This window comes from Hungatella effluvii (genome assembly GCF_003201875.1).
GTDB lineage: Bacteria > Bacillota > Clostridia > Lachnospirales > Lachnospiraceae > Hungatella > Hungatella effluvii.
The window spans coordinates 71988-92474 of sequence record NZ_QJKD01000001.1 but is presented as its reverse complement, the minus strand read 5'-3'; the positions used below and the strand labels follow the sequence as shown (position 1 = coordinate 92474).

The 20487-nt window shown below is 48.2% G+C and carries 22 protein-coding genes; 19 read left to right on the top strand and 3 right to left on the bottom strand.

Annotated elements, in window-relative coordinates:
• The first annotated feature begins 98 nt into the window (after nucleotides 1–98).
• Complete coding sequence (locus DFR60_RS00395) at nucleotides 99–653, top strand: dihydrofolate reductase family protein (protein WP_110321112.1); 555 nt, start codon at nucleotides 99–101, stop codon at nucleotides 651–653.
• Between the two features lie 223 nt (nucleotides 654–876).
• Nucleotides 877–1251: a hypothetical protein gene (locus DFR60_RS00390; protein WP_243004945.1), complete on the top strand. Its 375-nt coding sequence runs from the start codon at nucleotides 877–879 to the stop codon at nucleotides 1249–1251.
• Nucleotides 1252–1366: 115 nt separating this feature from the next.
• On the opposite strand, the gene DFR60_RS00385 is transcribed toward DFR60_RS00390, so the two are convergent.
• Both DFR60_RS00385 and DFR60_RS00380 read right to left on the bottom strand, forming a co-directional pair.
• Complete coding sequence (locus DFR60_RS00385; protein ID WP_110321110.1) at nucleotides 1367–1672, bottom strand: AzlD domain-containing protein; 306 nt, start codon at nucleotides 1670–1672, stop codon at nucleotides 1367–1369.
• Nucleotides 1665–2387 carry an AzlC family ABC transporter permease gene (locus DFR60_RS00380; RefSeq protein ID WP_110321109.1) on the bottom strand — a complete coding sequence of 241 codons (723 nt, stop codon included), beginning with the start codon at nucleotides 2385–2387 and terminating at the stop codon, nucleotides 1665–1667. The genes DFR60_RS00385 and DFR60_RS00380 overlap by 8 nt, the downstream gene beginning before the upstream one ends.
• A 177-nt stretch (nucleotides 2388–2564) precedes the next feature.
• On the opposite strand from DFR60_RS00380, the gene DFR60_RS00375 reads away from it, so the two are divergent.
• The 8 genes from DFR60_RS00375 to DFR60_RS00340 all read left to right on the top strand — a co-directional run bounded on the left by DFR60_RS00375 (nucleotide 2565) and on the right by DFR60_RS00340 (nucleotide 9536).
• Entirely contained in the window at nucleotides 2565–2942 is a 378-nt protein-coding gene (locus DFR60_RS00375; protein ID WP_110321108.1) for a ty transcription activator TEC1, read from the top strand.
• Between the two features lie 74 nt (nucleotides 2943–3016).
• On the top strand, nucleotides 3017–3517 hold the full coding sequence (locus tag DFR60_RS00370; protein ID WP_110321107.1) for an RNA polymerase sigma factor: 501 nt from the start codon (nucleotides 3017–3019) through the stop codon (nucleotides 3515–3517).
• The gene (locus DFR60_RS00365) at nucleotides 3504–4529 is read left to right on the top strand and encodes a hypothetical protein (RefSeq protein WP_110321106.1); all 1026 of its coding nucleotides are present in this window, start codon (nucleotides 3504–3506) and stop codon (nucleotides 4527–4529) included. Before DFR60_RS00370 ends, DFR60_RS00365 begins: the two co-directional genes overlap by 14 nt.
• A gap of 5 nt (nucleotides 4530–4534) precedes the next feature.
• On the top strand, nucleotides 4535–5074 hold the full coding sequence (locus DFR60_RS00360) for an NUDIX hydrolase (RefSeq protein ID WP_243004944.1): 540 nt from the start codon (nucleotides 4535–4537) through the stop codon (nucleotides 5072–5074).
• A 40-nt stretch (nucleotides 5075–5114) separates the two neighbouring features.
• The gene (locus tag DFR60_RS30745) at nucleotides 5115–5324 is read left to right on the top strand and encodes a helix-turn-helix domain-containing protein (RefSeq protein ID WP_243004943.1); all 210 of its coding nucleotides are present in this window, start codon (nucleotides 5115–5117) and stop codon (nucleotides 5322–5324) included.
• Nucleotides 5321–6232 (top strand): transposase, encoded by a 912-nt coding sequence (locus DFR60_RS00355; RefSeq protein ID WP_243004942.1) that lies wholly within the window; start codon nucleotides 5321–5323, stop codon nucleotides 6230–6232. Before DFR60_RS30745 ends, DFR60_RS00355 begins: the two co-directional genes overlap by 4 nt.
• Nucleotides 6233–7050: 818 nt before the next feature.
• Nucleotides 7051–8973, top strand: a complete 1923-nt coding sequence (locus tag DFR60_RS00345; protein WP_110321105.1) for an endonuclease MutS2 — start codon at nucleotides 7051–7053, stop codon at nucleotides 8971–8973.
• Nucleotides 8973–9536 carry an HD domain-containing protein gene (locus DFR60_RS00340; protein ID WP_110321104.1) on the top strand — a complete coding sequence of 188 codons (564 nt, stop codon included), beginning with the start codon at nucleotides 8973–8975 and terminating at the stop codon, nucleotides 9534–9536. The genes DFR60_RS00345 and DFR60_RS00340 overlap by 1 nt, the downstream gene beginning before the upstream one ends.
• Here DFR60_RS00340 and DFR60_RS00335 read toward each other — a convergent pair.
• Nucleotides 9529–10107 carry a ferritin-like domain-containing protein gene (locus DFR60_RS00335; protein WP_110321103.1) on the bottom strand — a complete coding sequence of 193 codons (579 nt, stop codon included), beginning with the start codon at nucleotides 10105–10107 and terminating at the stop codon, nucleotides 9529–9531. The two genes, DFR60_RS00340 and DFR60_RS00335, sit on opposite strands and share 8 nt — an antisense overlap.
• 100 nt (nucleotides 10108–10207) lie before the next feature.
• Here DFR60_RS00335 and DFR60_RS00330 point away from each other — a divergent pair, with 100 nt between their 5' ends.
• The 9 genes from DFR60_RS00330 (at nucleotide 10208) to DFR60_RS00285 (ending at nucleotide 20468) form a co-directional block, all read left to right on the top strand.
• Nucleotides 10208–10774, top strand: coding sequence for an NUDIX hydrolase (locus DFR60_RS00330; protein WP_110321102.1), 567 nt, complete (start codon nucleotides 10208–10210; stop codon nucleotides 10772–10774).
• Between the two features lie 402 nt (nucleotides 10775–11176).
• Complete coding sequence (locus DFR60_RS00325) at nucleotides 11177–11512, top strand: cyclic-di-AMP receptor (RefSeq protein ID WP_002600650.1); 336 nt, start codon at nucleotides 11177–11179, stop codon at nucleotides 11510–11512.
• Nucleotides 11513–11647: 135 nt separating this feature from the next.
• Nucleotides 11648–14098 (top strand): exosporium glycoprotein BclB-related protein, encoded by a 2451-nt coding sequence (locus DFR60_RS00320; RefSeq protein ID WP_110321101.1) that lies wholly within the window; start codon nucleotides 11648–11650, stop codon nucleotides 14096–14098.
• Nucleotides 14099–14489: 391 nt separating this feature from the next.
• The gene (locus DFR60_RS00310) at nucleotides 14490–15026 is read left to right on the top strand and encodes a hypothetical protein (protein ID WP_110321099.1); all 537 of its coding nucleotides are present in this window, start codon (nucleotides 14490–14492) and stop codon (nucleotides 15024–15026) included.
• Between the two features lie 86 nt (nucleotides 15027–15112).
• Entirely contained in the window at nucleotides 15113–16678 is a 1566-nt protein-coding gene (locus tag DFR60_RS31115; RefSeq protein WP_110321098.1) for a collagen-like domain-containing protein, read from the top strand.
• A gap of 50 nt (nucleotides 16679–16728) precedes the next feature.
• On the top strand, nucleotides 16729–18075 hold the full coding sequence (locus DFR60_RS31110) for a collagen-like domain-containing protein (protein WP_110321097.1): 1347 nt from the start codon (nucleotides 16729–16731) through the stop codon (nucleotides 18073–18075).
• A gap of 500 nt (nucleotides 18076–18575) precedes the next feature.
• Entirely contained in the window at nucleotides 18576–19115 is a 540-nt protein-coding gene (locus DFR60_RS00295) for a DUF4489 domain-containing protein (RefSeq protein ID WP_110321096.1), read from the top strand.
• A gap of 19 nt (nucleotides 19116–19134) precedes the next feature.
• Nucleotides 19135–19716 carry a DUF4489 domain-containing protein gene (locus DFR60_RS00290; RefSeq protein ID WP_110321095.1) on the top strand — a complete coding sequence of 194 codons (582 nt, stop codon included), beginning with the start codon at nucleotides 19135–19137 and terminating at the stop codon, nucleotides 19714–19716.
• Between the two features lie 23 nt (nucleotides 19717–19739).
• On the top strand, nucleotides 19740–20468 hold the full coding sequence (locus DFR60_RS00285) for a hypothetical protein (RefSeq protein ID WP_110321094.1): 729 nt from the start codon (nucleotides 19740–19742) through the stop codon (nucleotides 20466–20468).
• The last annotated feature ends 19 nt before the right edge of the window (nucleotides 20469–20487 follow it).

Below are 20487 nucleotides of genomic sequence, written 5' to 3'. Positions count from 1 at the left end.
TAACGATTGTATTGAGTAAAGTATTTGATAAAATATAAAAATTAGTATACTATATTATCAAACAAGACATCAAAAACATCCACCCACGGAGGTACCCTATGCGAAAAGTAACCCTATTCATCGCCATGAGCTTAGACGGCTATATTGCGGATAAAAACGGCAGCGTAGACTGGCTGGCCGGTCAGGAACCGGATTATGACGATATGGAAAGCTATCATGAGTTCATCAAAGACATTGACACAGTCGTCATGGGCTGGAACACGTATCATCAGGTGACAACTGAGCTGTCACCTGATGAATGGATATACCGTGGGCTGACAACCCATGTTGTGACTCACCGGACCATGGTTTCAACGGAAGAAATAAAGTTTACGAAGGAAGAGGTCTGCAGTCTGGTAACCGCACTGAAACAGGAAGATGGAAAAGGTATCTGGATTTGCGGCGGGGCGAACATAATTCAGCCTCTGATAAGGGAAAATAGGATTGACCGATACCATATCTCCGTCATACCAACTATTTTAGGCTCCGGCCTTCCTTTATTTCCGCGGACAGCGAGTCCGGTGGGGGCGCCTGCAGACGGGGAAATTAAATTAAAATGCATCAAAACCCAATTATATAACGGCATAACGGATCTTATTTACGAACCAAGATAACTTTCGTGTAAACGAGGAGAGGAGCACTATTATGCAGGAACGTCCAATTCTGGAACGAAAGAATATCCCCATCGCCTCCCTTTTGAGAACCCCATCCATACGGAAGGAAATTCATTCTATTTGTCATAATCAATGTGTGGATGACACATTTCTAACCAGCGCCTCCGTTACGTTTCGCCAGTTATCTCTTCTGTCTTCGAAAACGCGGATACCTAGTGGGACGATGAAACTGGTATTTGAATTTTTGGCCTCAGAAGACAGGAGCCATCCTGTTTTCCTGGAAGAAGAATACGCTTATTTAAAAGAGCCCGCCTGGTGTTTGAATATGAGTGAAATCAGTTATATGAAGGTCTCTTTGGAGAAAAGAGGAGAGTATGTTTTCTCCATACACAAAATACAAAAAGAGATTGATCCAGTGTCCGGGAAGCCGTATCTGATACTTTTTCCGGAAGATTCCAGGAAATCTAATGGCTGTTCAGAGGACAGGGAAAGAATGGCGGAAGAGAGGAAAGTTACTTTTGATCATGAATATCAGATGCAGGAATTCATGAAAGAAATTATATTAAATGGAATGGTTGATCTTGAAGACTATTCATAATAAAATGGCAGAATGATAAAAACAGCCTCATGGTTTCAAACAGAAATCCACTTGCTCTTCTGTTTGAAATTATGAGACTGTTTGATGTGAAAACGATCTCTGCCCCAAACGATCCCTACAGGAATAATTCAGTCAGAAATACAGCCGCACATGCAGCCAGTGATACGACAAAAAGGCTTTTTCCTCTGTAAGCCAGGAAAATAGCAATCATGAGGGCAATCACAGCCGACCAGACACTTGCCGTGGCGGTTAAGATTGCCGGAAACGTCATGACAGACAGCGTCACATACGGCACGTAGTATAAAAATGAGCGGATATAAGTGTTTTTAATTTCTTTTCTTATCAGGGTCAGGGGGAGAACGCGGATCAGATAAGTGACTCCCGCCATGACGACTATGTATAAATAGATACGGTTATTCATGCTGTTCCTCCCCTGTCTCTTTTACCGGGAATAAATATGCGGCCGCCCCTGCAATCAGCAGTGTCAGAATAATAATTTTAAATCCCGATGAAATGGTATTCAATACCGGTGTTGCTGCAAAGATCAGACTGCAGACCATGGATACCACGATAACCCCTGATAAAATCCGGTTTCCCTTAGCGGGAGGGATAATAACTGCAAGAAACATGCCATACAGGGCTACGTTTAGTGCACTCAAAATACGAGGGGGCAGGAAATCTCCGGAAACCGCACCGAGAAGAGTACCCAGAGTCCAGCCCGGTACTGCGACGGCAATCAGGCCGTAGCTGAAAAATGGACTCAGCCTTCCAGGCCTGCACACGGAGACTCCGAAAATTTCGTCGGTAACACCGTATCCGATCAGGAAACGGTGAAAAAATGGCGTCTTTTCGTCCAGCTTCTGGGAAAGAGAGCAGGACATAAGGCAATATCGCAGATTTATGATAAATTGTGCCACGGCCATTTCCATAAACGGCGCCTTCGCCGCAATGATTCCCAGCGCCGCAAATTGCCCCGCCGATGTCAGGTTTGTAAAGGACATGATGACTGCCTGCCAGGGGGAAAGACCGGCGCCGGAAGCCATAATGCCAAAGGTAAAGGACACCGCAAAGTATCCGAGACAGATGGGGATTCCGTCTTTTAACCCATTTTTCCATTGAATCGTATTCGTATTCATTTTTATAACCTTCAATTCTTATATTCTTTTGTTTTCAAAATAGTTCGTAACAGTTCCTACAAAATATACCACGAAACTTTACATCAGTAAAGCAAATGTTTATAATGAAAACATTGACCTTCCGGCCGACGGAGAAATATGCCGTTTCGGACTGTTTGAGAGGCAAGGAGGAAATCTATGAAGAAAATTCATATAACACTGTTCAGCGCGATTGTGCTGGTAATTATTCTGGCAGCATTGTACGGAAATCTGACCGGAAAGAATGATCCGCTGTTTGACCAGGGGACGAAAACCACGTTTTATGCAGAAACAGAGGTTGGAAAGGAGCCGGATATCAGGGCTGAGAATTATTTTTCTGAAGAGGAATATGATTTATCGAAATTCACCTTTGATTTGAGCAGCTGCAACTGGGAGCAGGAAGGAATCTGCCAGATTCCGGTACTGTATGACGGAAAGGAAACAAACTGCGTGGTTTCTCTGGAAGTCATGGGGACTGCGGGCAGAATACCGGAGACAAAAGCAGGAATGAATGAGGATACGGCAATCACCAATTAATTTGAAATTTTTTTCACCCAAAGTGTCACAAATCTCTGGCTGGATTGTTTTATAGTCAGAAGGAGGGAAGGGGCATGGAACAGGACGAGTTTACAACTGTATACAGGCAGTTTTACAGGCCGCTTTATGTCTATGCACTGTCTCTTTCCGGTAACCGATCTGATGCGGAAGACCTGGTGCAGTCCACATTTTTAAAAGCGCTGTTGTCTTATGAGGGAGGCGGGAGTCTGCGTTACTGGCTTACCAAGGTACTGAAGAATGAGTATTTCAACCTGTGGAAGAGGCGTAACCGTCTGGTGGATGAAGGAAGCTTTGATTTGTCGCTTATCAGGCAGGAGGATCATATTCTGGATGATCTGATTCAGGATGAGGAGAAGCGTCTTTTACTGGAAGCGATTACCACGCTTCCGGTTCACTATAAGGAAGTGCTGCTGGATTCGATCTATTTTCATTTAAGCGACGAGGAGATCGGAAGATCCATGGGAATCACGAAAGAGAATGTGCGGCAGATCCGGTCCCGTGCAAAGAAACAGGTCATGAGGTTGTTGGAGGTGAAAGATCATGAAGGATTTTGATGAACTGGCAGAAGGCTTGAATGATCTGCCAGAATGTTATGTTATGGAGGACAGAGGCCTGGAGAGGCAGATCGAGCGTCAGATTAACAGAAGGATTACAAAGATCAGTCTTCGCACGCTCTTCGCAGTGGCGATTGCGGCGGCGGTGCTGCTTCTGATCATTAATCCTGTGATGAAACTCTGCAGTTTTAATCCGCGCCCCTTGTTTACATCGGCTGAGGCGGCATACGAGAATGAATTTACGAAATATATGAGGGTTTATTATGAAACTGCCCAGCCATATGTAACGGTATACGATTCCAGCCTGAAGGATCGTGGATTTGGCCGTTACGTAATTGAAATGAGTGTTCTGGACACCAGCAGTCCCATATATGTGGGCCTTCCTCCCAATGTTAAGATGAATGTGAACTGGGGCAGAATTGCGGTTGAGGATCCTCAGAATCTTACGACGGTTACTGCGAACCGTTATGGCTACGGACTGATGAGCGAAGAGGATAAGGCTGCGCTTAAGGAAGAGATGGAAGAACTGCCGGATTCCAGTGTGATTCATTTATCACTCAGTATCAGGACAGCGAAACCGGTATCTGAAGTGATTGACGCCCCGATCCAGGTAAACTGGGTGGAAATATATAATGAAGAAGGAAAGGTACGCGGTGGTCTTACGATCAGAAAGAGCATTATGGGAGAGGACGAACGCGACCGGGTGGGAATGACAGATGAAGAGTTAAAGCAGGAGTATCTGGGGAATCTGGAATATCTGCTGTCACAGCCGCAGCTGTTGAATGCTTTGGGCCTTCGTATGGGAAGCAAAGGACGGTATTACGTATATCCTACAACGGTGGGACCAGTGAAGGAATTGCTGGATCAGACCAGGGAGCAGGCGGTACTGACCACGAAGAACTACTGTATTTCCGGAAAGAAGCAGGAGATACTGGATTATTTAAATACCATAGACTATACTTCTGTCATGGTGGATGATGTACGTTTATCAATTTTGGGGAAGAGGAAGTAAATTTCATGCCGCATACAAATTTTACAACACTTTGTTATATCGAAACGGAAGACAGCTATCTGATGCTGCACCGGGTGAAAAAAGAAGGGGATATGAACCGTGATAAGTGGCTGGGCGTAGGCGGCCACTTTGAGAAGGGAGAGAGTCCGGAGGAGTGTCTGCTTCGGGAAGTGAAGGAAGAGACCGGACTCACACTCTTAAGATGGCGTTTCCGCGGCCTTGTCACGTTCGTTTCTGACCGTTGGCCGGAAGAGTATATGTGTCTGTATACAGCTGACCGCTATGAGGGGACGATCGGTGATTGCCGGGAAGGACAGCTTGAATGGGTAAAAAAGGATCAGATTCGGGAACTGAGTCTATGGGAAGGCGACCTGATCTTCTTTGAATTGCTGCAGAATAACCAGCCTTTCTTTTCGTTGAAGCTTTGTTATAAAGGGGAGCGGCTGACTCAGGCAGTACTGGATGGCAGTTCTCTGGAACTATTGGATGAACGGGATGCGGATGGTTTCAAACATCTGTTTGCTTTTTACTCCAATTTGCGGTAAAATGTACTCAGGAAATAATCTGTTATGAGGTTCAAAATCTATGAAATCTATTACAATTACTGCTAAAGTCAAACTATACCCTACATCAGAGCAGATGATGATTTTGAACAAGACACTGTCCGTTATCCGGGATGTACTGAACTTCGTCTCCGCTTTCGTTTTTGGACGGGAGGGAATCCGCTATCTCGAATTAGACCATGCTTTATACTCTACCCGGTCAGACAGCAGTTCGGACTCCGCTCTCAGATGACTCAGAGTGTATTTAAGACCGTCCTTGCGAAATATAAATCCATGAAAAGCAATGGCCACCCTTTCTCGAAAGTATCTTTTCGAAACTTTGAGTATGATCTGGTATGGAACCGGGATTACTCCATATCAGGTCAGTCCGTCAGTTTAAATACCCTTTCCGGCAGGCTGCATATCCCATTTGAATTAAAAGGGATGGAACACTGGTTTTCTGCCGGTGGACGCTTTGGCACTGCTAAACTGATCCGTAAAAACAGGAAATACTATCTGCATATACCGGTTACTCTGGAAGCAGAGAACAGGAATATCTTAAACCATGTCGTTGGAATTGATCTCGGTGTGAACCATCTGGCAGTTTCCTTTGACGATGAAGGGAACACCAGATTCTTTTCCGGCCGCACGGTCAAGGAAAAGCGCGCAAAAGTCCTTGCTCTGCGGAAGCGTCTGCAGGCATGTGGAACAAAATCAGCAAAGCGGAAGCTGAAAAAGCTCCGTGAGAAAGAAACCCGTTACGTAACTGCGGTAAATCACGCGGTTACGAAGGCACTTATCTCACAGTATGGAGCAGGTACGCTTTTTATTATAGAGGATCTAACGGGGATACGCACTGTCACAGAACACGTCCGTTTAAAATCCCGGTACGTCATGGTCTCCTGGTCATTCTGCCAGTTCCGGGAGATGCTGGAATACAAAGCTGCGCTGTCGCAGTCAGAAGTCCTTGCGACAGACCCGAAGTACACCAGCCAGAGCTGTCCGGTCTGCGGAAATACGACAAAGGCCAACCGTAACAGGAGAAAGCATGAATTTTGCTGTACGGTATGCGGTTACCGGAGTAATGACGACCGGACAGGGGCCATCAATATCTACCGTAAAGGATGTAATACTCTGTTTGCAGAGGCCTGTCAGGCATAGCCGAAGCAGGCGGGCTGTCGTCAATCAGCCTATTGTAGCCAACGTTTGAGGCAGGAGGCATGAATCACATGCCGTACTACGTGTAGTTGAGTTGCAAGCCCGTGTCTTCAGACATGGGTAATTGACAACCATGAAATCTGCAGAGTCTATGTATACACAAGGCCGATAGAAGCGGATAAGCTGAAGCTTCAGAAGGAAGAGGTAGAATCTGTCATGTGGATAGACTATGACGAGTGCCTTTCCCGAATCGAGAATCATACCCTGAAAAATTGCCTGAATGTGAAAGAACTCCAGATGCTGAAAACGTGGTGGATAGAAGGTGGAAGGAAATTCCGTTGACATTTTCAGATTGACATGATATAGTAGCGATAAATAAAAATGATTGGAAGTGTGTGTTTGTTAATTGCATCTGAATATGGCGCATAGAAAGAGAATAGCGGGAACAGGAACAGCTTAAGAGAAGATTGATTTTGTAAGGCAATATCTTCTTTCTATTTTGTGTACCTGTTTAGACCATAGGGATGTGAATGGCAGTGATATACACGAAAAGGATGAATCGTTATCTGCAGGAACATAGCCAGCCCTATGATCCTGCAGTTTTTTGTGTAACAGGAAAGTGCTCCTGTTACACAAAAAGCCCTCCGGGCAGGATGCGCACTCCGCGCTAAGGAAGTATGGTTGCTGAGGCAACCGCGCTCCGGCGCGAGAGTCCGGCGAGCCGGACTCTTTATTCGTAATAAGAAAAGCTGCCGTCTATTCCTCTTCTGATGCCGCCTGGCTGCTGCTGGTAAATGAACAATAAAACAGGAGAAAGAACAATGAACAACACATTTCATACATTAGAATTTGACCATATATTAAGACAACTGGAAGAACTGGCATGTACAAAGTCAGCAAAAGAGAGAATACGCAGCCTGGAACCGTATCTGTACGAGGGCGATGTAAGGAAGAGTCAGAAAGATACGACAGAGGCGAGACTGATTATTGAAAGTGCAGGTATGCCGCCGATTGCGTCCATGGGTGATGTGGATGACATCCTGATTATAGTCGGACAGGACGGCTGTCTGTCAGCCGAACAGCTGGAATCGGTCGGTATGACGCTGACGGCGGTAAAACGCCTGAAGGACTTTTTGAACCGGTGCAGATATTTAAACACGAGTCTGGCCTGCTATGATGAGGAACTGGATCCCCTGGAGCACTTGAGGGAGCAGCTCGCGGAAGCTGTCAGAGGGGGACGGGTTGAGGACGGAGCCAGCCGCCTTCTCAGAAGTCTGCGGCAGGACATGATCCGTATGGAGGAAAAGGTCCGGGCTAAAGCGGACTCAATCTTAAAGAGCAGGAAGAACTGTTTTGCTGATCATTACGTGACGAACCGTAATGGCAAGATGTGTCTGCCTGTAAAGAAGGATTACCGGTCATCGGTGCCGGGAAGTGTGATTGATAAGTCCGCTACAGGGGCGACTCTTTTTATCGAACCGGAAGCGGTTGCCTCTATGAATTCAGAGCTGGAGCTGCTGAAGATGGAAGAAGAGAATGAAACGAGACGAATTCTCTATGAACTGACGGCCATGGTGGCGGAAAACCGGGAGGTTTTCGAAGCCGACAAGAGATTGATTGAGAAGCTGGACTATATATTCGCCAAAGGAAAGTTAAGCGCCGTTATGGAGGCGAAAGAACCGCAGATCAACATGGAACGGAACATTCGAATCAGGAACGGCAGACATCCGCTGATGAGCCGGGAACACGCAGTGCCCTTGAGCTTCGAACTCGGAGACCGGGGAAATGGAGTCGTCATTACAGGACCCAATACAGGCGGGAAGACTGTGACGATGAAGACGGTGGGACTGTTCTGCATCATGGCGCAGTGCGGACTTCACGTGCCATGTGAAGAAGCCAGTCTCTGTATGAATAATCAGGTGCTGTGCGATATTGGAGACGGACAGAATATATCTGAGAATCTGTCCACATTTTCCGCTCACATTACAAATGTGCTGGATATTTTGAAAAAAGCAGGACCGGAGAGTCTGGTACTTCTGGACGAACTTGGGTCCGGTACGGATCCGGCGGAGGGAATGGGGATTGCCATTGCCATATTGGAGAGTCTGAGGCAGTGCGGATGTCTGTTTCTGGTTACGACCCACTATCCGGAGGTGAAGGGGTATGCGGAAGCGGCCGATGGTGTTGAGAATGCAAGAATGGCCTTTGACCGGGAGACCCTGCAGCCGCTTTACCGGCTTGTACAGGGAGAAGCGGGAGAAAGCTGCGCTCTGTTTATTGCTAAAAAATTAGGTATGCCGGACGCCATGCTTTTAAGGGCGGAACAGGCTGCATACGGCAATTTGAAACCAGAGCGGCTTCAGGAGGAGCGCGGAGGCAAAAAGAAAAAACATGTCATTCTTCCGGAAGGCCCCCGTATTCGAAAACAGAAGGAAGAAAAGGGAATTCAGAAGGAACTGGCTGTGAAGTTTACAGTTGGCGACAGTGTTTTAGTTCTGCCGGATAAAAAGACGGGAATTGTATGCAGAACGGTGAATGAGAAGGGGGTCCTCCAGGTGCAGCTGCAGGACAGGAAGATATGGATCAATCACAAACGGATAAAGCTTTTAGTCGCAGCAGAAGAGCTCTATCCGGAAGATTACGATTTCTCGATTATATTTGACACAGTGGAAAATCGAAAGAATCGGCATCAGATGGAGAGGAAGCACCAGGAGGGTGTGGAAATCAGGATGGAGGATGAATGATGGAGGAAGAACGGCTTGACCGGTATCTGGCTTTTATCAAGGAGACAGAGCTTTTGAAAAATGTACTGCGCACGGCGTGGGGATCTGCAGGGAGACAGGAGAGCACGGCTGAACACAGCTGGAGGCTGGCTCTCTTTGCCGCTCTGATGCTGGACGAATATCCGGAACTGGATGGAAAGAAGGCACTTCTCATGTGCCTGATCCATGATCTGGGGGAGCTGTATGACGGTGATATATCGGCCGCCCTGCTGCCAGATGAACAGCAAAAGCATGCGGAGGAGCAGCGGTCTGTGGAACGGCTGTTTTCATTTCTCCCGGATAAGGATCGTGATAATTTTATGGCGATCTGGAAGGAGTATAACGAGAACAGTTCTCCTGAAGCCCATCTGGTGAAGGCTCTGGATAAGGCGGAAACTATTTTGCAGCATAATCAGGGGATGAATCCCTCCGATTTTGATTATGAATTTAATCTGCAGTACGGCGCAGCCTATTTTCGTGAAGACGGGCTGATGGCCGCACTGCGTGACAGACTGGATCAGGAGACGAAGAAACACATTATGTAGGAACCTGCGAAGTGGGCTCCGGTGATTCGGCCGGCTCCGATTGCGGTTCCGGTTCCGGCATGGAAAGCTCGGATAAGAGAGAACGGAATATCTTGACGTGAAGCTCTTCATCCGCGATGATGCGGTTTAAAATTGACCGAATATGTCCATCTTCAATCCATTCAGATTGAGCATGGTATTTGCGGATAGCTTCGATCTCTCCTTCGAGTGCGTTGGTGAGCAATGCATGAATCTGCGTCGGATACTGGTTGCATCCGGGACACCAATAATACATGCGCCCTTTGTTATAGCTCCATAACCGCGGGTCAGTTCCCAGCTTTAAAGCCAGTTCACCGAAGATATCGAGGTGCTGCATTTCCACAATGCTGATCCGGTGGAAACATTCGGCTACGTCGTGATAGTACTCCCTGGTGACCAGGCTGTTATAAAAGTAAAGGCTGACCGCGGTCATCTCGGAGTTGCAGGAACCGATATTGGAAAGAATCGCGGCCGCATACTGGGGATTTTTGCCGTCCACCTTTATGGGTGGATACGGAGTATGATCTGAGTAATGAAATGTTGTTATATCCATAAAATATCCTCGTTTAATAAGGTTCTTATTCAATATATAAGCAAAAAAAGACGAGTTATGACTGGAAAGTTTAAAAAATGGTGGATGGAGGGAAAAAAAGATGGATTTGCGGGAAGCGTTAATGGGCTACATACCCTATAATGAACAGGAAGAAAAAGACCGGGAACAGATTCTGAAGTTTTTGGAGCGAGGGGATCTGATATATACGAGAGAGAGCAAGGACGTTCATATGACGGCCTCGGCATGGGTGACAAACCGTGAGCGCAATAAGATATTGATGGCGTATCATAATATTTACGATTCGTGGGCCTGGCTGGGCGGTCATGCGGATGGAGAGAAGAACCTGCTTCTGGTGGCTCAAAAAGAGGTGATGGAGGAGAGCGGGCTTCGCTCTGTGAGCCCTGTCACCGAAGATATCTTTTCTATTGAGATACTGACTGTGTCCGGTCATATAAAAAATGGAAGCTATGTATCGTCTCACCTTCATTTGAACATCACCTATCTGCTGGAGGCGGATGAAGAAGCAAATCTGCATGAAAAAGAGGATGAAAACAGTGATGTGCGCTGGTTTTTGACGGAGGATGGAATCAATGCATCAAAGGAGCCATGGATGCAGACCTGGGTTTATCGAAAGCTTGCAGAAAAGATGAAGAATTTTGAATATTAACGTTGCAGTTCACAGCCCCGTCGTCCTCTGCTTCCCGGTCTGCCCCGGCTGGCTCATGGGCCGTTTCCAGTTCCAGTTTCGGGGATAAGCACTTCTAAACGTGCAGAATTTTTCTAAAAACCAGGGGAAATTCCCAAACTCACTGCGCTCAGACAGGTGGGAATTTCCCCTGAACGAAAAATCCTGCGCGTTAAGAATTGCTAATCCCCTGCAAAGTCACTGGAAACGGCCCATGAGCCAGCCGGGGCAGATCGGGAAGCAGAGGACGACGGGGCTGTGAACTGTTACATATTAACAGAAAATTGATAATTATTTTGTGATTTGCTGTTTTATTTTTCCTGATTATGCTTTATAATAGAACCAGCTTATATATTTGCCAAGAAAGACAACGAGGTGATTGATATGAAGATAGTTTATGCAATTGTCAGTTCCGACGATGGAAACCGTGTGACAGATGTACTGAATGAAAACAGCTTCAGCGTAACGAAATTGGCTACTACCGGTGGGTTCTTGAAGAAAGGCAACTCTACCCTGATGATTGGTACGAATGATGACAAGGTTGAGGAAGTAATTAATTTAATTAAGGATACCTGTGGAAAGAGACAGAAGATAACCTGTAATGTTCCGGCACCGAATATTGCATCTATTTCAGCAGGATATATGATGATGCCAATGACCGTTGAGCTTGGCGGAGCAACGATATTTGTAACGGACGTGGAACGGTTCGAAAAGATTTAAGCGGAAAGAGGGATTGCAGGAAGCTGTGATCCCTTTTATTTTTGCCTTGATCAATGGAAGTGAACGGAACCTCTAGAACTCTTTTTTCCTGTTGGACATAGAATAATAATGGAAAGAGAATTCAGGAGGTTTTTTATGAGTTGTAAATATTATCCGAAGGCGGGGGGCCCGTTTGGGATCCCCAATTTCGATAACCATATATCCGATGGACAACAGGAGTACCAGTCTGTTTCACAGCAGTCGCCGTATGCAGACCGTCCAGGCTGTCCGAATGTATCAAATCGTAGTTGTGGAGGTAATTGCGGTAGTAATTGCGGCAATAACTGTGGTAATAACATGTGCCACTGCTGTCCAGGGCCTCAGGGACCGAGAGGACCGCAGGGACTTCCGGGTCTTCCGGGGCCGCAGGGTCCGCAGGGATGTCCTGGGCCGAGAGGGCCTCAGGGCGCGACAGGTCCGCAGGGGCCTCGTGGGGCAACAGGGCCGCAGGGTCCGCAGGGGCCAAGAGGTTTTCAGGGCGTTACAGGTCCGCAGGGGCCTGCCGGTGTGACAGGTCCTCAGGGTCCCCAGGGTGTAACCGGACTTCAGGGGCTTCCTGGAGCAACAGGTGCTACCGGAGCAGCAGGAGCTGCAGGTCCGACAGGAGTCGCAGGCCCGACAGGTCCAACCGGAGCAACCGGCCCAATCGGTCCAACAGGAGCAACAGGGGCAGCAGGCAGCCCGGGAGCAACTGGTGCTACAGGTGCGACTGGCTCTACTGGAGTCGCAGGCCCAATCGGTCCGACTGGAGCAACGGGGGCGAATGGCCCGGCAGGTGCTACCGGAGCGACTGGAGCAACGGGAGCAAACGGAGCCGCAGGTGCGACGGGTGCAACTGGAGCAACGGGAGCGAATGGAGCCGCAGGTGCAACGGGTGCAACTGGCGCTACCGGAGCCGCAGGCCCGATTGGCCCGACCGGAGCAACAGGAGCTAATGGTGCTGCAGGTGCGACAGGAGCTACCGGAGCAACGGGAGCGAATGGAGCGGCAGGTCCGACAGGCCCAACAGGAGCCGCCGGAGCCGCTGGAGCAACCGGAGCAACTGGAGCAACAGGCGCGACTGGAGCTGCAGGCGCGGCGGGAGCCACCGGAGCTACCGGAGCCACAGGTGCCACAGGCGCAAATGGTGTGGCAGGAGCCACGGGCCCGACAGGTGCCACTGGAGCGGCTGGAGCAGCCGGAGCCACAGGTGCCACAGGTGCAACCGGAAGCGCAGGTCCGATGGGAGCCACAGGCCTGACAGGTCCAACAGGTCCGACAGGTCCAACCGGCGCAACAGGTCCAACCGGAGCCAACGGAGTGGCAGGAGCCACGGGTGCAACGGGAGCGACCGGAGCAGCCGGAGCCGCAGGCGCAACAGGAGCCACTGGAGCGACTGGCGCCGCAGGAGCGGCAGGAGCCACGGGTGCGACGGGTCCAACAGGTCCGACTGGCCCGACAGGTGCAACTGGTTCCAATGGAGCAGCCGGAGCAACGGGTGCAACCGGAGCCACCGGAGCAACAGGAGCAAATGGAGCAGCCGGAGTAACGGGAGCTACAGGTGCGACCGGAGCCACTGGAACCGCAGGAGCAGATGGAGCTACAGGTGCGACAGGTCCAACAGGTCCGACAGGCGCTAACGGAGCCACGGGAGCGAATGGAGCCACAGGAGCAACGGGAGCGACAGGAGCCGCTGGTGCGAATGGAGCCACCGGAGCCACTGGCCCAACAGGAGCCACCGGAGCAGCTGGAGCAGACGGAGCCACCGGAGCCACGGGCCCGACAGGTCCAACAGGAGCAACCGGAACTGCAGGAGCCAATGGTGCGACGGGAGCAACAGGAGCCACAGGAGCAGCCGGAGCGGCCGGAGCCACAGGAGCCACGGGAGCCACAGGAGCAGCCGGAGCGGCCGGAGCCACAGGAGCCACGGGAGCCACAGGGGCAGCCGGAGCAGCCGGAGCAACCGGGGCCACGGGAGCCACAGGAGCAGCCGGAGCAACAGGAGCAACCGGAGCAACCGGGGCAACCGGAGCAGCTGGTATAGCCGGAAGCAGTGCAATTATTCCGTATTCGTCTGGATTACCAATTACAATGACAACAATTCTCGGCGGATTAGCTGGTATTCCATCATTGATTGGTTTTGGAGACAGCGCACCAAGTGTTGGTGTGTTGGGAACAACAATCGATTTAACAAATGCGGCCGGAACACTTACAAACTTTGCATTTTCAGTACCGCGTGATGGTGTGATCACTTCTATGTCCGCATTTTTCAGCAGTACTGTGGCATTGTCTTTAGTAGGTTCGACAATTACAATCCGGGCACAGCTTTATCAATCTACGACACCGAATAACATTTTCTCACCGATTGCAGGGGCAGTTGTTACGTTGGCTCCAGCTCTCAGCGGTCTCATTTCCATTGGTGATATCTCCAGTGGGTCGACGACAGGGCTTTCAATCCCGGTGACAATGAATACACGTCTCTTACTTGTATTTTCAACTACGGCTACGGGCCTTAATCTTGTAAACAGTGTTGTAGGTTATGCAAGTGCTGGTGTAGCTATATCATAAAGAAAAATAGAAGCAAAGGAATAAATGTCTCCTTGTATTAATGGGTGAAGAAAACACTGGCAGTTCATACTTTGTTGAACTGCCGGTGTTTTTTGTATAGGTTTGATGAAAAACAGGAGTATGCTGAAAATCATTTATTCAGATATGTTTCAGCAGATTGTAAATGACTTAAATGTGGTAATGTGCGTTTGTGACATAATACAAGCCTACGCATATAATAGCCTAGGTGTATTTGATCCATCTGTGTGTCTGATTACAGGGACGAAACAGCTGGCGCCTGGGAATGGAGTAAATTTAAAATATCGGTTTCGGCTGCATGGCACGATATACCTGGCAGCTCCATTCATGCAGCATATTGATTTGCAGCTTAATCAGGAAAGGAACATGCGTGATGCTTAGGGACAATGATAATGATAACCGCGGACACGGTGATGTGAGGAATTGTGAGAACACCTCTTGTAACAGATGCGGCTGCAAGCGCTGTTGTCCCGTCTGTCCTCCGGAACAGAGGTCCTGTAACTTAAGTGGTGTACAGGTACAGCTGCGCGGGGCGGCCAGAGCGCTTTTAGAGAACAACACCAATGTCGTGTTTGATAAAATGGTAAACCAGTCAAATCCAAGAATACAATATAATGATATGACGGGAGAGTTCACATTACCTTCCAATAGAAGCTACTATGTTTCCTGGGAGGTGGCTATTGACGGGGCAGAGACTGTGCAGAGTATTGATTTTTGTGTGGTAGTTAACAATGTCATGATCTCAGTCAGTTCGTCTTCACAGGTAACCTGTCAGCTGTCAGGAACAGCTCTTATTACGACGGGAAAAACACCGGGAAGACTCTCGCTTGTAAATATAAGCGGAGATACCGTGAGGTACACGGAGGCTTCGGTACAGGCTAATATTGTGATTGCAGGAATTACTTGCTAGGCTGGTTTTACAAAAGCAATTGATCAAATCAGAAGTTTACGCAATGAAACATTGCGATTTATATAGAATTTAGGGATGGTGATATTATGGCCGATATAGGATTACAACTTCAAAATACTATTGCTGATTATATCGCTGTAGGCGGTGCGGTCCTTTTTAATGAGACGCTTGTCAGCGATGATCCAAACGTAGTTTATAATTCTGCTGATGGAACAATATCCTTTGTGCAGGAAGGTGAATATTATGTATCTTGGTTTGTGGTGACGAAAACGGGGCTTGGCACATCTGGGCCAAGCTTTTCTATTGTGACCAATGAAGCCACGCCTACGTATTATACGGCTGGAAGCGGTATAAAAACAGGAGAAATATCCGGCTTTGCACTTCTCAATGTAAGTGCCGGATTTAGTTTGACACTTCGAAATGTGACGAACGGCGGAGTTCGGCTTAATGATAATGTAGAAGTTATGGCTGGAATTGCAGTAGTCAATATCGGTAAGGGGGGTCCCACTGGCCCAACTGGTGCCACTGGTGCAACCGGAGCGACGGGCCCACAAGGGGATATAGGTCCAACGGGGGTAACTGGTGCAACGGGGGCGATAGGTCCGCAGGGAAATACCGGATCAACGGGAGCAACAGGCCCACAGGGAGATATAGGGCCGACGGGTGCCGCTGGTTCAACGGGAGCAACAGGTCCACAGGGAGATATAGGGCCGACGGGAGTAACTGGTTCAACAGGAGCAACAGGTCCGCAGGGAAATACCGGATCAACAGGCCCGACGGGAGCGACAGGTCCACAAGGAGATATAGGGCCGACGGGAGCAACGGGACCGCAAGGAAATACCGGATCAACGGGTCCGACAGGAGCAACAGGGCCACAAGGTGATACAGGCCCGACTGGGGCAACGGGAGCAATGGGCCCGACGGGAGCAACAGGTCCACAAGGAGATATAGGTCCAACAGGAGCAATAGGACCGCAAGGAATTACCGGAGCGACAGGCCCCCAGGGAAATACGGGAGTAACGGGTCCGGCAGGAGCAACAGGTTCACAAGGAGATACAGGTCCAACAGGAGCAACAGGACCGCAAGGAAATACCGGAGCGACAGGCCCGACTGGGGCAACGGGAGCAACAGGACCACAGGGAGATATAGGCCCGACAGGAGCAACAGGACCGCAAGGAAATACCGGAGCAACAGGCCCGACTGGGGCAACGGGAGTAACAGGTCCATCAGGAGTGGTTGGTGGTATTCAGCTTGAAGTTAAAAATAGTTTGGGAAACAATGTTGCGGATGGAGGAGTATTTACTTTTGATACAGTCTTTACAAATTTAACTCCGGATATCACAAATACGGCTGGGACAATTGAAATTACGGCAGAAGGTTTATATTTTGTTGATTGGTGGTTGAATTTAGACGGATCAGGAGATCTTGATTTTGTAGTAGTAAACTTGGTTAATGCTACGACGTCCACTATAATTGGCGAAAGTTATGCACCGCCATCCATACCGGGACAATTTTATGGGAATGCGATTCTTCAAGTAACGGCTGGTCAATTACCATTTACAATGCAGCTGGTAAACCAATCAGGTGCGGCACTGACATTATCAGATATAACTGTTCAGGCGAGTATGCGTATAGTAGAGGCTAAAGTATAAGCCATATTTAAATATGGCTAAGAATAAAAGGTTTTAAAAGAGGTGTTATAATGGCTGGTTTAGGATTACAGTTACAAAATACGACGCCCCTTATAGTATCTGCAAATGCCGCTGTATTGTTTAACGAAATATTGGTTGATTCTGATACCAATGTAACGTATAATCCGGCAGATGGTATGATAACGTTTATAAATGCGGGGCAATACTATGTATCATGGTTTGTGACTGTCAAAACAGCACTTGGCGTATTCGGTCCAAGTTTTTCGATTGTGACTAACGAAACGCCTTCCAGTAGTTATACCGCTGGCAGTGGAATAAAAAATGGAGAGATATTTGGCTCGGCAGTTTTGACAGTTACAGCAGGTTTTAGTATTTCATTAAGAAATGCATTAGCTACGGAGGTCAGTCTATCAGATGTGGTTCCGGTTAATGCTGGTATTAGTGTATTAAATGCTGGATCAGCAGGTCCGACTGGTCCTACGGGAGCGACAGGAGCAACCGGCCCGCAGGGCGCGACAGGTCCTACAGGGACGATGGGTCCCACAGGAGCGACAGGAGTTACAGGACCACAAGGAGCGACAGGCCCAACAGGCTCACAAGGAGTGACAGGACCAACGGGAGCGACAGGAGCAACCGGACCGCAAGGGCCAACAGGATCAACAGGAGCTACGGGTCCACAAGGGGATATAGGACCAACGGGAGTGACAGGAGCAACCGGACCACAAGGCGTCACAGGCCCCACCGGCCCAACCGGAGCGACAGGCCCGCAAGGCATCACAGGCCCCACCGGCCCAACCGGAGCGACAGGCCCGCAAGGCATCATAGGCCCAACAGGTCCAACCGGAGCAACAGGCCCGCAAGGCATCATAGGCCCAACCGGCCCAACAGGCGCCACCGGTCCGACTGTCACGAGTGAAGGTTTTTCAGCATTTCTGTCAACAGCTAGTGTATCTGCCAGCAGTCAGCTAACTGGCTGGTCGGTGGCCGCCCCATATTTCAACGGTGGAAATTTTAATCCGGCGACTGGAAATTATACTGTGCCGGCCACAGGCAGATATATTATAGAAGCGACAATTAACTATGCAACGACAGCGGTAATCACAATCGCACTGGGGGCGGGAATTAACCCTGCATTTGTTGTACAGAGAAGTTCACCGACGGTGACCAGTTTAATTACAGGTTTATTTCCTATCTTAAATGTTAATATTGCGCTGATACTGTCATTAAGAACAATCTTGGGCAGCGGAACTGTAACATTGGCTGGAGAGGTACAGCTAAATGCTGGTGATATCATCGGACTTTACTATGTAGCAAACGGACTTACGATCGGGCTGAATTTAGGTGGTTCCGGCAGTGGTATTGTTTGGTCTGTAAATCAGATTAATAAGCAGCAATAAACAAAGGAAAAGCAAATGGTCTGGATTAAAACAGACCACATAAGTCAGGCGGATTCTTAAGAATCCGCCTGTTAAGAATACCTTAAACGCTGTTCACGATACCTTCAATTCGTATCTGAATCCACGCCTCACCCCATTTGCTGATTCCCCCTTATTAGCCTTCCAGTTCATACCTTAATTTGCTTTTCGGAAATCGTTATAATTCTTCAAAAAACTGTCTCCACCCCACCCTCAAATCTGCCTCGCCCCTGAAAATATCTGCCACTAATCCAAAAAAAATTCTGCCTCTCAATCCCACCAAATCCCATCCTCCCCTATATCCTGGTCGCCCAATCAATTTGTCTTCGGGTCCCCACACCCCCCATGCCGCCCTCATGTCCCCACCAGCCAAAGGACAGGCAAGATGCCCAAATTCCGATATGTCACCTTTTTCCATTTTTGAAATATACTGTAGTATACCATCAGGGTATTAATAAAAGAAATAATATGGAGGTTCCATTATGAGTGATATGAACTATAATAACTGTGAGTGTGATCAGAGAGAATCCTGCGATTGTGACTGCAAATGTTACTGTGAATGTGAAAGATGCAGAGCTCTCGCTCCGAACAGAACAACATTAAAATGTGGCTGTCCTGGTGCGGTGACTCTTCCTCTGGCAACGATTGCAGGAACTAATTTTACAGTTGCTACAACAACTGTAGATACAAAAGGATTCCGTAAACCTTGCATTAAGTTTGAATTTGCCAGCAATATTGTTACTACGGCGGCAGTTCTTTCCCTGAATTTCCAGATTTTCAAACAGTGTAAAAATCAGCTGGTTCCGATTCCGGTTGGTCCTGTCTGGACGTTCTCCCGCCTCGTTGCTGTTACTGCGAGTGATTCATTCTCATTTTTCGTATGTGACTGCGATATCTGCGAGGCAGAATGCTGCACTTACAGTGTAGTTGCAACGGTTGCAGGTGTTGCAACGGTTGGTGTTACTTCTATTAACAATGCGACTCTTGGAGCTATTGTTGTCGATAACGCTACCGGTTGCTAATTAGCTAAAAGGAGCAGCAATGTATTACAGGCTATTTGGACATGGTTGTCAAACAGGTTCTGGAACATGTAACTGCATTCCCCCGAAATTCAATCAGCCAAGATATAATGTGGGGCAATACCCTTTCCCCCAGATGAAACAGCGCCCACATTCTTCTGAAGATGTATGCCGCAAAGAAAATATATTCATTAAAAATGCTGATTTTGGGGGAGTTGTCCTGCCCGAAGGAACAGATAAGAGAGCCACATTTCATGTGGCTTCTCTTAGTTTGGATACCTCTGGTTATAAAAATATACTGATCCAATTGGCTTTTTCCTGTAATATTATTGCTGAGAAACTAAAACTGCGGCTGAGATTTCAAATTTTGAGGCAGGAAAGCGGTCATGGGGTTACTGTTCCAGTCAGTGCAGGGATATTATACGATCGGGATAAAGTATGTTCGGAGGCGAATAGTTTTACGCTGTCTGTGTATGACCACAATGCAGCGGCAGAGAAATGCTGTATCTATAGCGTCTTAGTGGATATTGAAGAATTTGATATGGGGGGAAGCGCAATAATAGCAAATCCTACATTAATCGCAACAGTTGTGGGAGAAGTGTGATTTCGTTTTTGGAAGGATACATTATGTCAGGAAAAAACCAGGAAACTCAGTATAAGATTTCTAACATACAGATAAAAGATGGTCTCATAAGCTGGGAAAATCATATGGTGCGGTCATCAGGGATTTCCCAGGTATGGCTGGGGGAGCTGACGGTGAAACCGTTTCCGGCGGAACTGTTCCTTATTCTTCTATTTATAGCATTAGCGGGTACGCATGTTGTGTGCATGTTGATCGCCCTGGCGGCCTCTGCCGCTGTGTGGCTGCTGTACCATCGGACCGGCAACGCAGAGAAAATGGTTCATATGAAGCTTTTGGATGGAGATATTATTTCTTTTTCAGCTCATGATGAGGACTCCGCAGTCGGGTTTTACGAGGCAGTTAAAAGTTTGACAGAGGACGGCACTGCAGTAGAGATTCTGTTTGATGAAAATGGAAAGGCAGTAAAGAGCTCAGAGGAAGACAACGCTAAGGATACGACACCAGCTAAAGTAAAAACCGTCAGCAGAAATGCGGTAAGCGGGCCGCTGGCCCAGGAACTGCAGGTGTTATATGAGAACTATTCGAAGAAGGAAGATGCGGACAGTGAAATTTTAGCTTTTATTGATGAAATGATCGGCTTGACTGAATCCGGTGACCGGAGCAGTCTGACAGCGGCTTATAAGAAATTTGTTACAATGGGGCTGATCAGTGAGTGTAATGAGCTAGGCCTCGATAAGATCATTCAGGAAATAAAAGCCAGCATCTATCAATAGCAGAAGGAAGTCTGAACAC

Coding starts and splice junctions, on each gene's coding strand:
- DFR60_RS00395 (WP_110321112.1), top strand. CDS start 99: ATGCGAAAAGTAACCCTATTCATCGCCATGAGCTTAGACGGCTATATT.
- DFR60_RS00390 (WP_243004945.1), top strand. CDS start 877: ATGAAACTGGTATTTGAATTTTTGGCCTCAGAAGACAGGAGCCATCCT.
- DFR60_RS00385 (WP_110321110.1), bottom strand. CDS start 1,672: ATGAATAACCGTATCTATTTATACATAGTCGTCATGGCGGGAGTCACT.
- DFR60_RS00380 (WP_110321109.1), bottom strand. CDS start 2,387: ATGAATACGAATACGATTCAATGGAAAAATGGGTTAAAAGACGGAATC.
- DFR60_RS00375 (WP_110321108.1), top strand. CDS start 2,565: ATGAAGAAAATTCATATAACACTGTTCAGCGCGATTGTGCTGGTAATT.
- DFR60_RS00370 (WP_110321107.1), top strand. CDS start 3,017: ATGGAACAGGACGAGTTTACAACTGTATACAGGCAGTTTTACAGGCCG.
- DFR60_RS00365 (WP_110321106.1), top strand. CDS start 3,504: ATGAAGGATTTTGATGAACTGGCAGAAGGCTTGAATGATCTGCCAGAA.
- DFR60_RS00360 (WP_243004944.1), top strand. CDS start 4,535: ATGCCGCATACAAATTTTACAACACTTTGTTATATCGAAACGGAAGAC.
- DFR60_RS30745 (WP_243004943.1), top strand. CDS start 5,115: ATGAAATCTATTACAATTACTGCTAAAGTCAAACTATACCCTACATCA.
- DFR60_RS00355 (WP_243004942.1), top strand. CDS start 5,321: ATGACTCAGAGTGTATTTAAGACCGTCCTTGCGAAATATAAATCCATG.
- DFR60_RS00345 (WP_110321105.1), top strand. CDS start 7,051: ATGAACAACACATTTCATACATTAGAATTTGACCATATATTAAGACAA.
- DFR60_RS00340 (WP_110321104.1), top strand. CDS start 8,973: ATGGAGGAAGAACGGCTTGACCGGTATCTGGCTTTTATCAAGGAGACA.
- DFR60_RS00335 (WP_110321103.1), bottom strand. CDS start 10,107: ATGGATATAACAACATTTCATTACTCAGATCATACTCCGTATCCACCC.
- DFR60_RS00330 (WP_110321102.1), top strand. CDS start 10,208: ATGGATTTGCGGGAAGCGTTAATGGGCTACATACCCTATAATGAACAG.
- DFR60_RS00325 (WP_002600650.1), top strand. CDS start 11,177: ATGAAGATAGTTTATGCAATTGTCAGTTCCGACGATGGAAACCGTGTG.
- DFR60_RS00320 (WP_110321101.1), top strand. CDS start 11,648: ATGAGTTGTAAATATTATCCGAAGGCGGGGGGCCCGTTTGGGATCCCC.
- DFR60_RS00310 (WP_110321099.1), top strand. CDS start 14,490: ATGCTTAGGGACAATGATAATGATAACCGCGGACACGGTGATGTGAGG.
- DFR60_RS31115 (WP_110321098.1), top strand. CDS start 15,113: ATGGCCGATATAGGATTACAACTTCAAAATACTATTGCTGATTATATC.
- DFR60_RS31110 (WP_110321097.1), top strand. CDS start 16,729: ATGGCTGGTTTAGGATTACAGTTACAAAATACGACGCCCCTTATAGTA.
- DFR60_RS00295 (WP_110321096.1), top strand. CDS start 18,576: ATGAGTGATATGAACTATAATAACTGTGAGTGTGATCAGAGAGAATCC.
- DFR60_RS00290 (WP_110321095.1), top strand. CDS start 19,135: ATGTATTACAGGCTATTTGGACATGGTTGTCAAACAGGTTCTGGAACA.
- DFR60_RS00285 (WP_110321094.1), top strand. CDS start 19,740: ATGTCAGGAAAAAACCAGGAAACTCAGTATAAGATTTCTAACATACAG.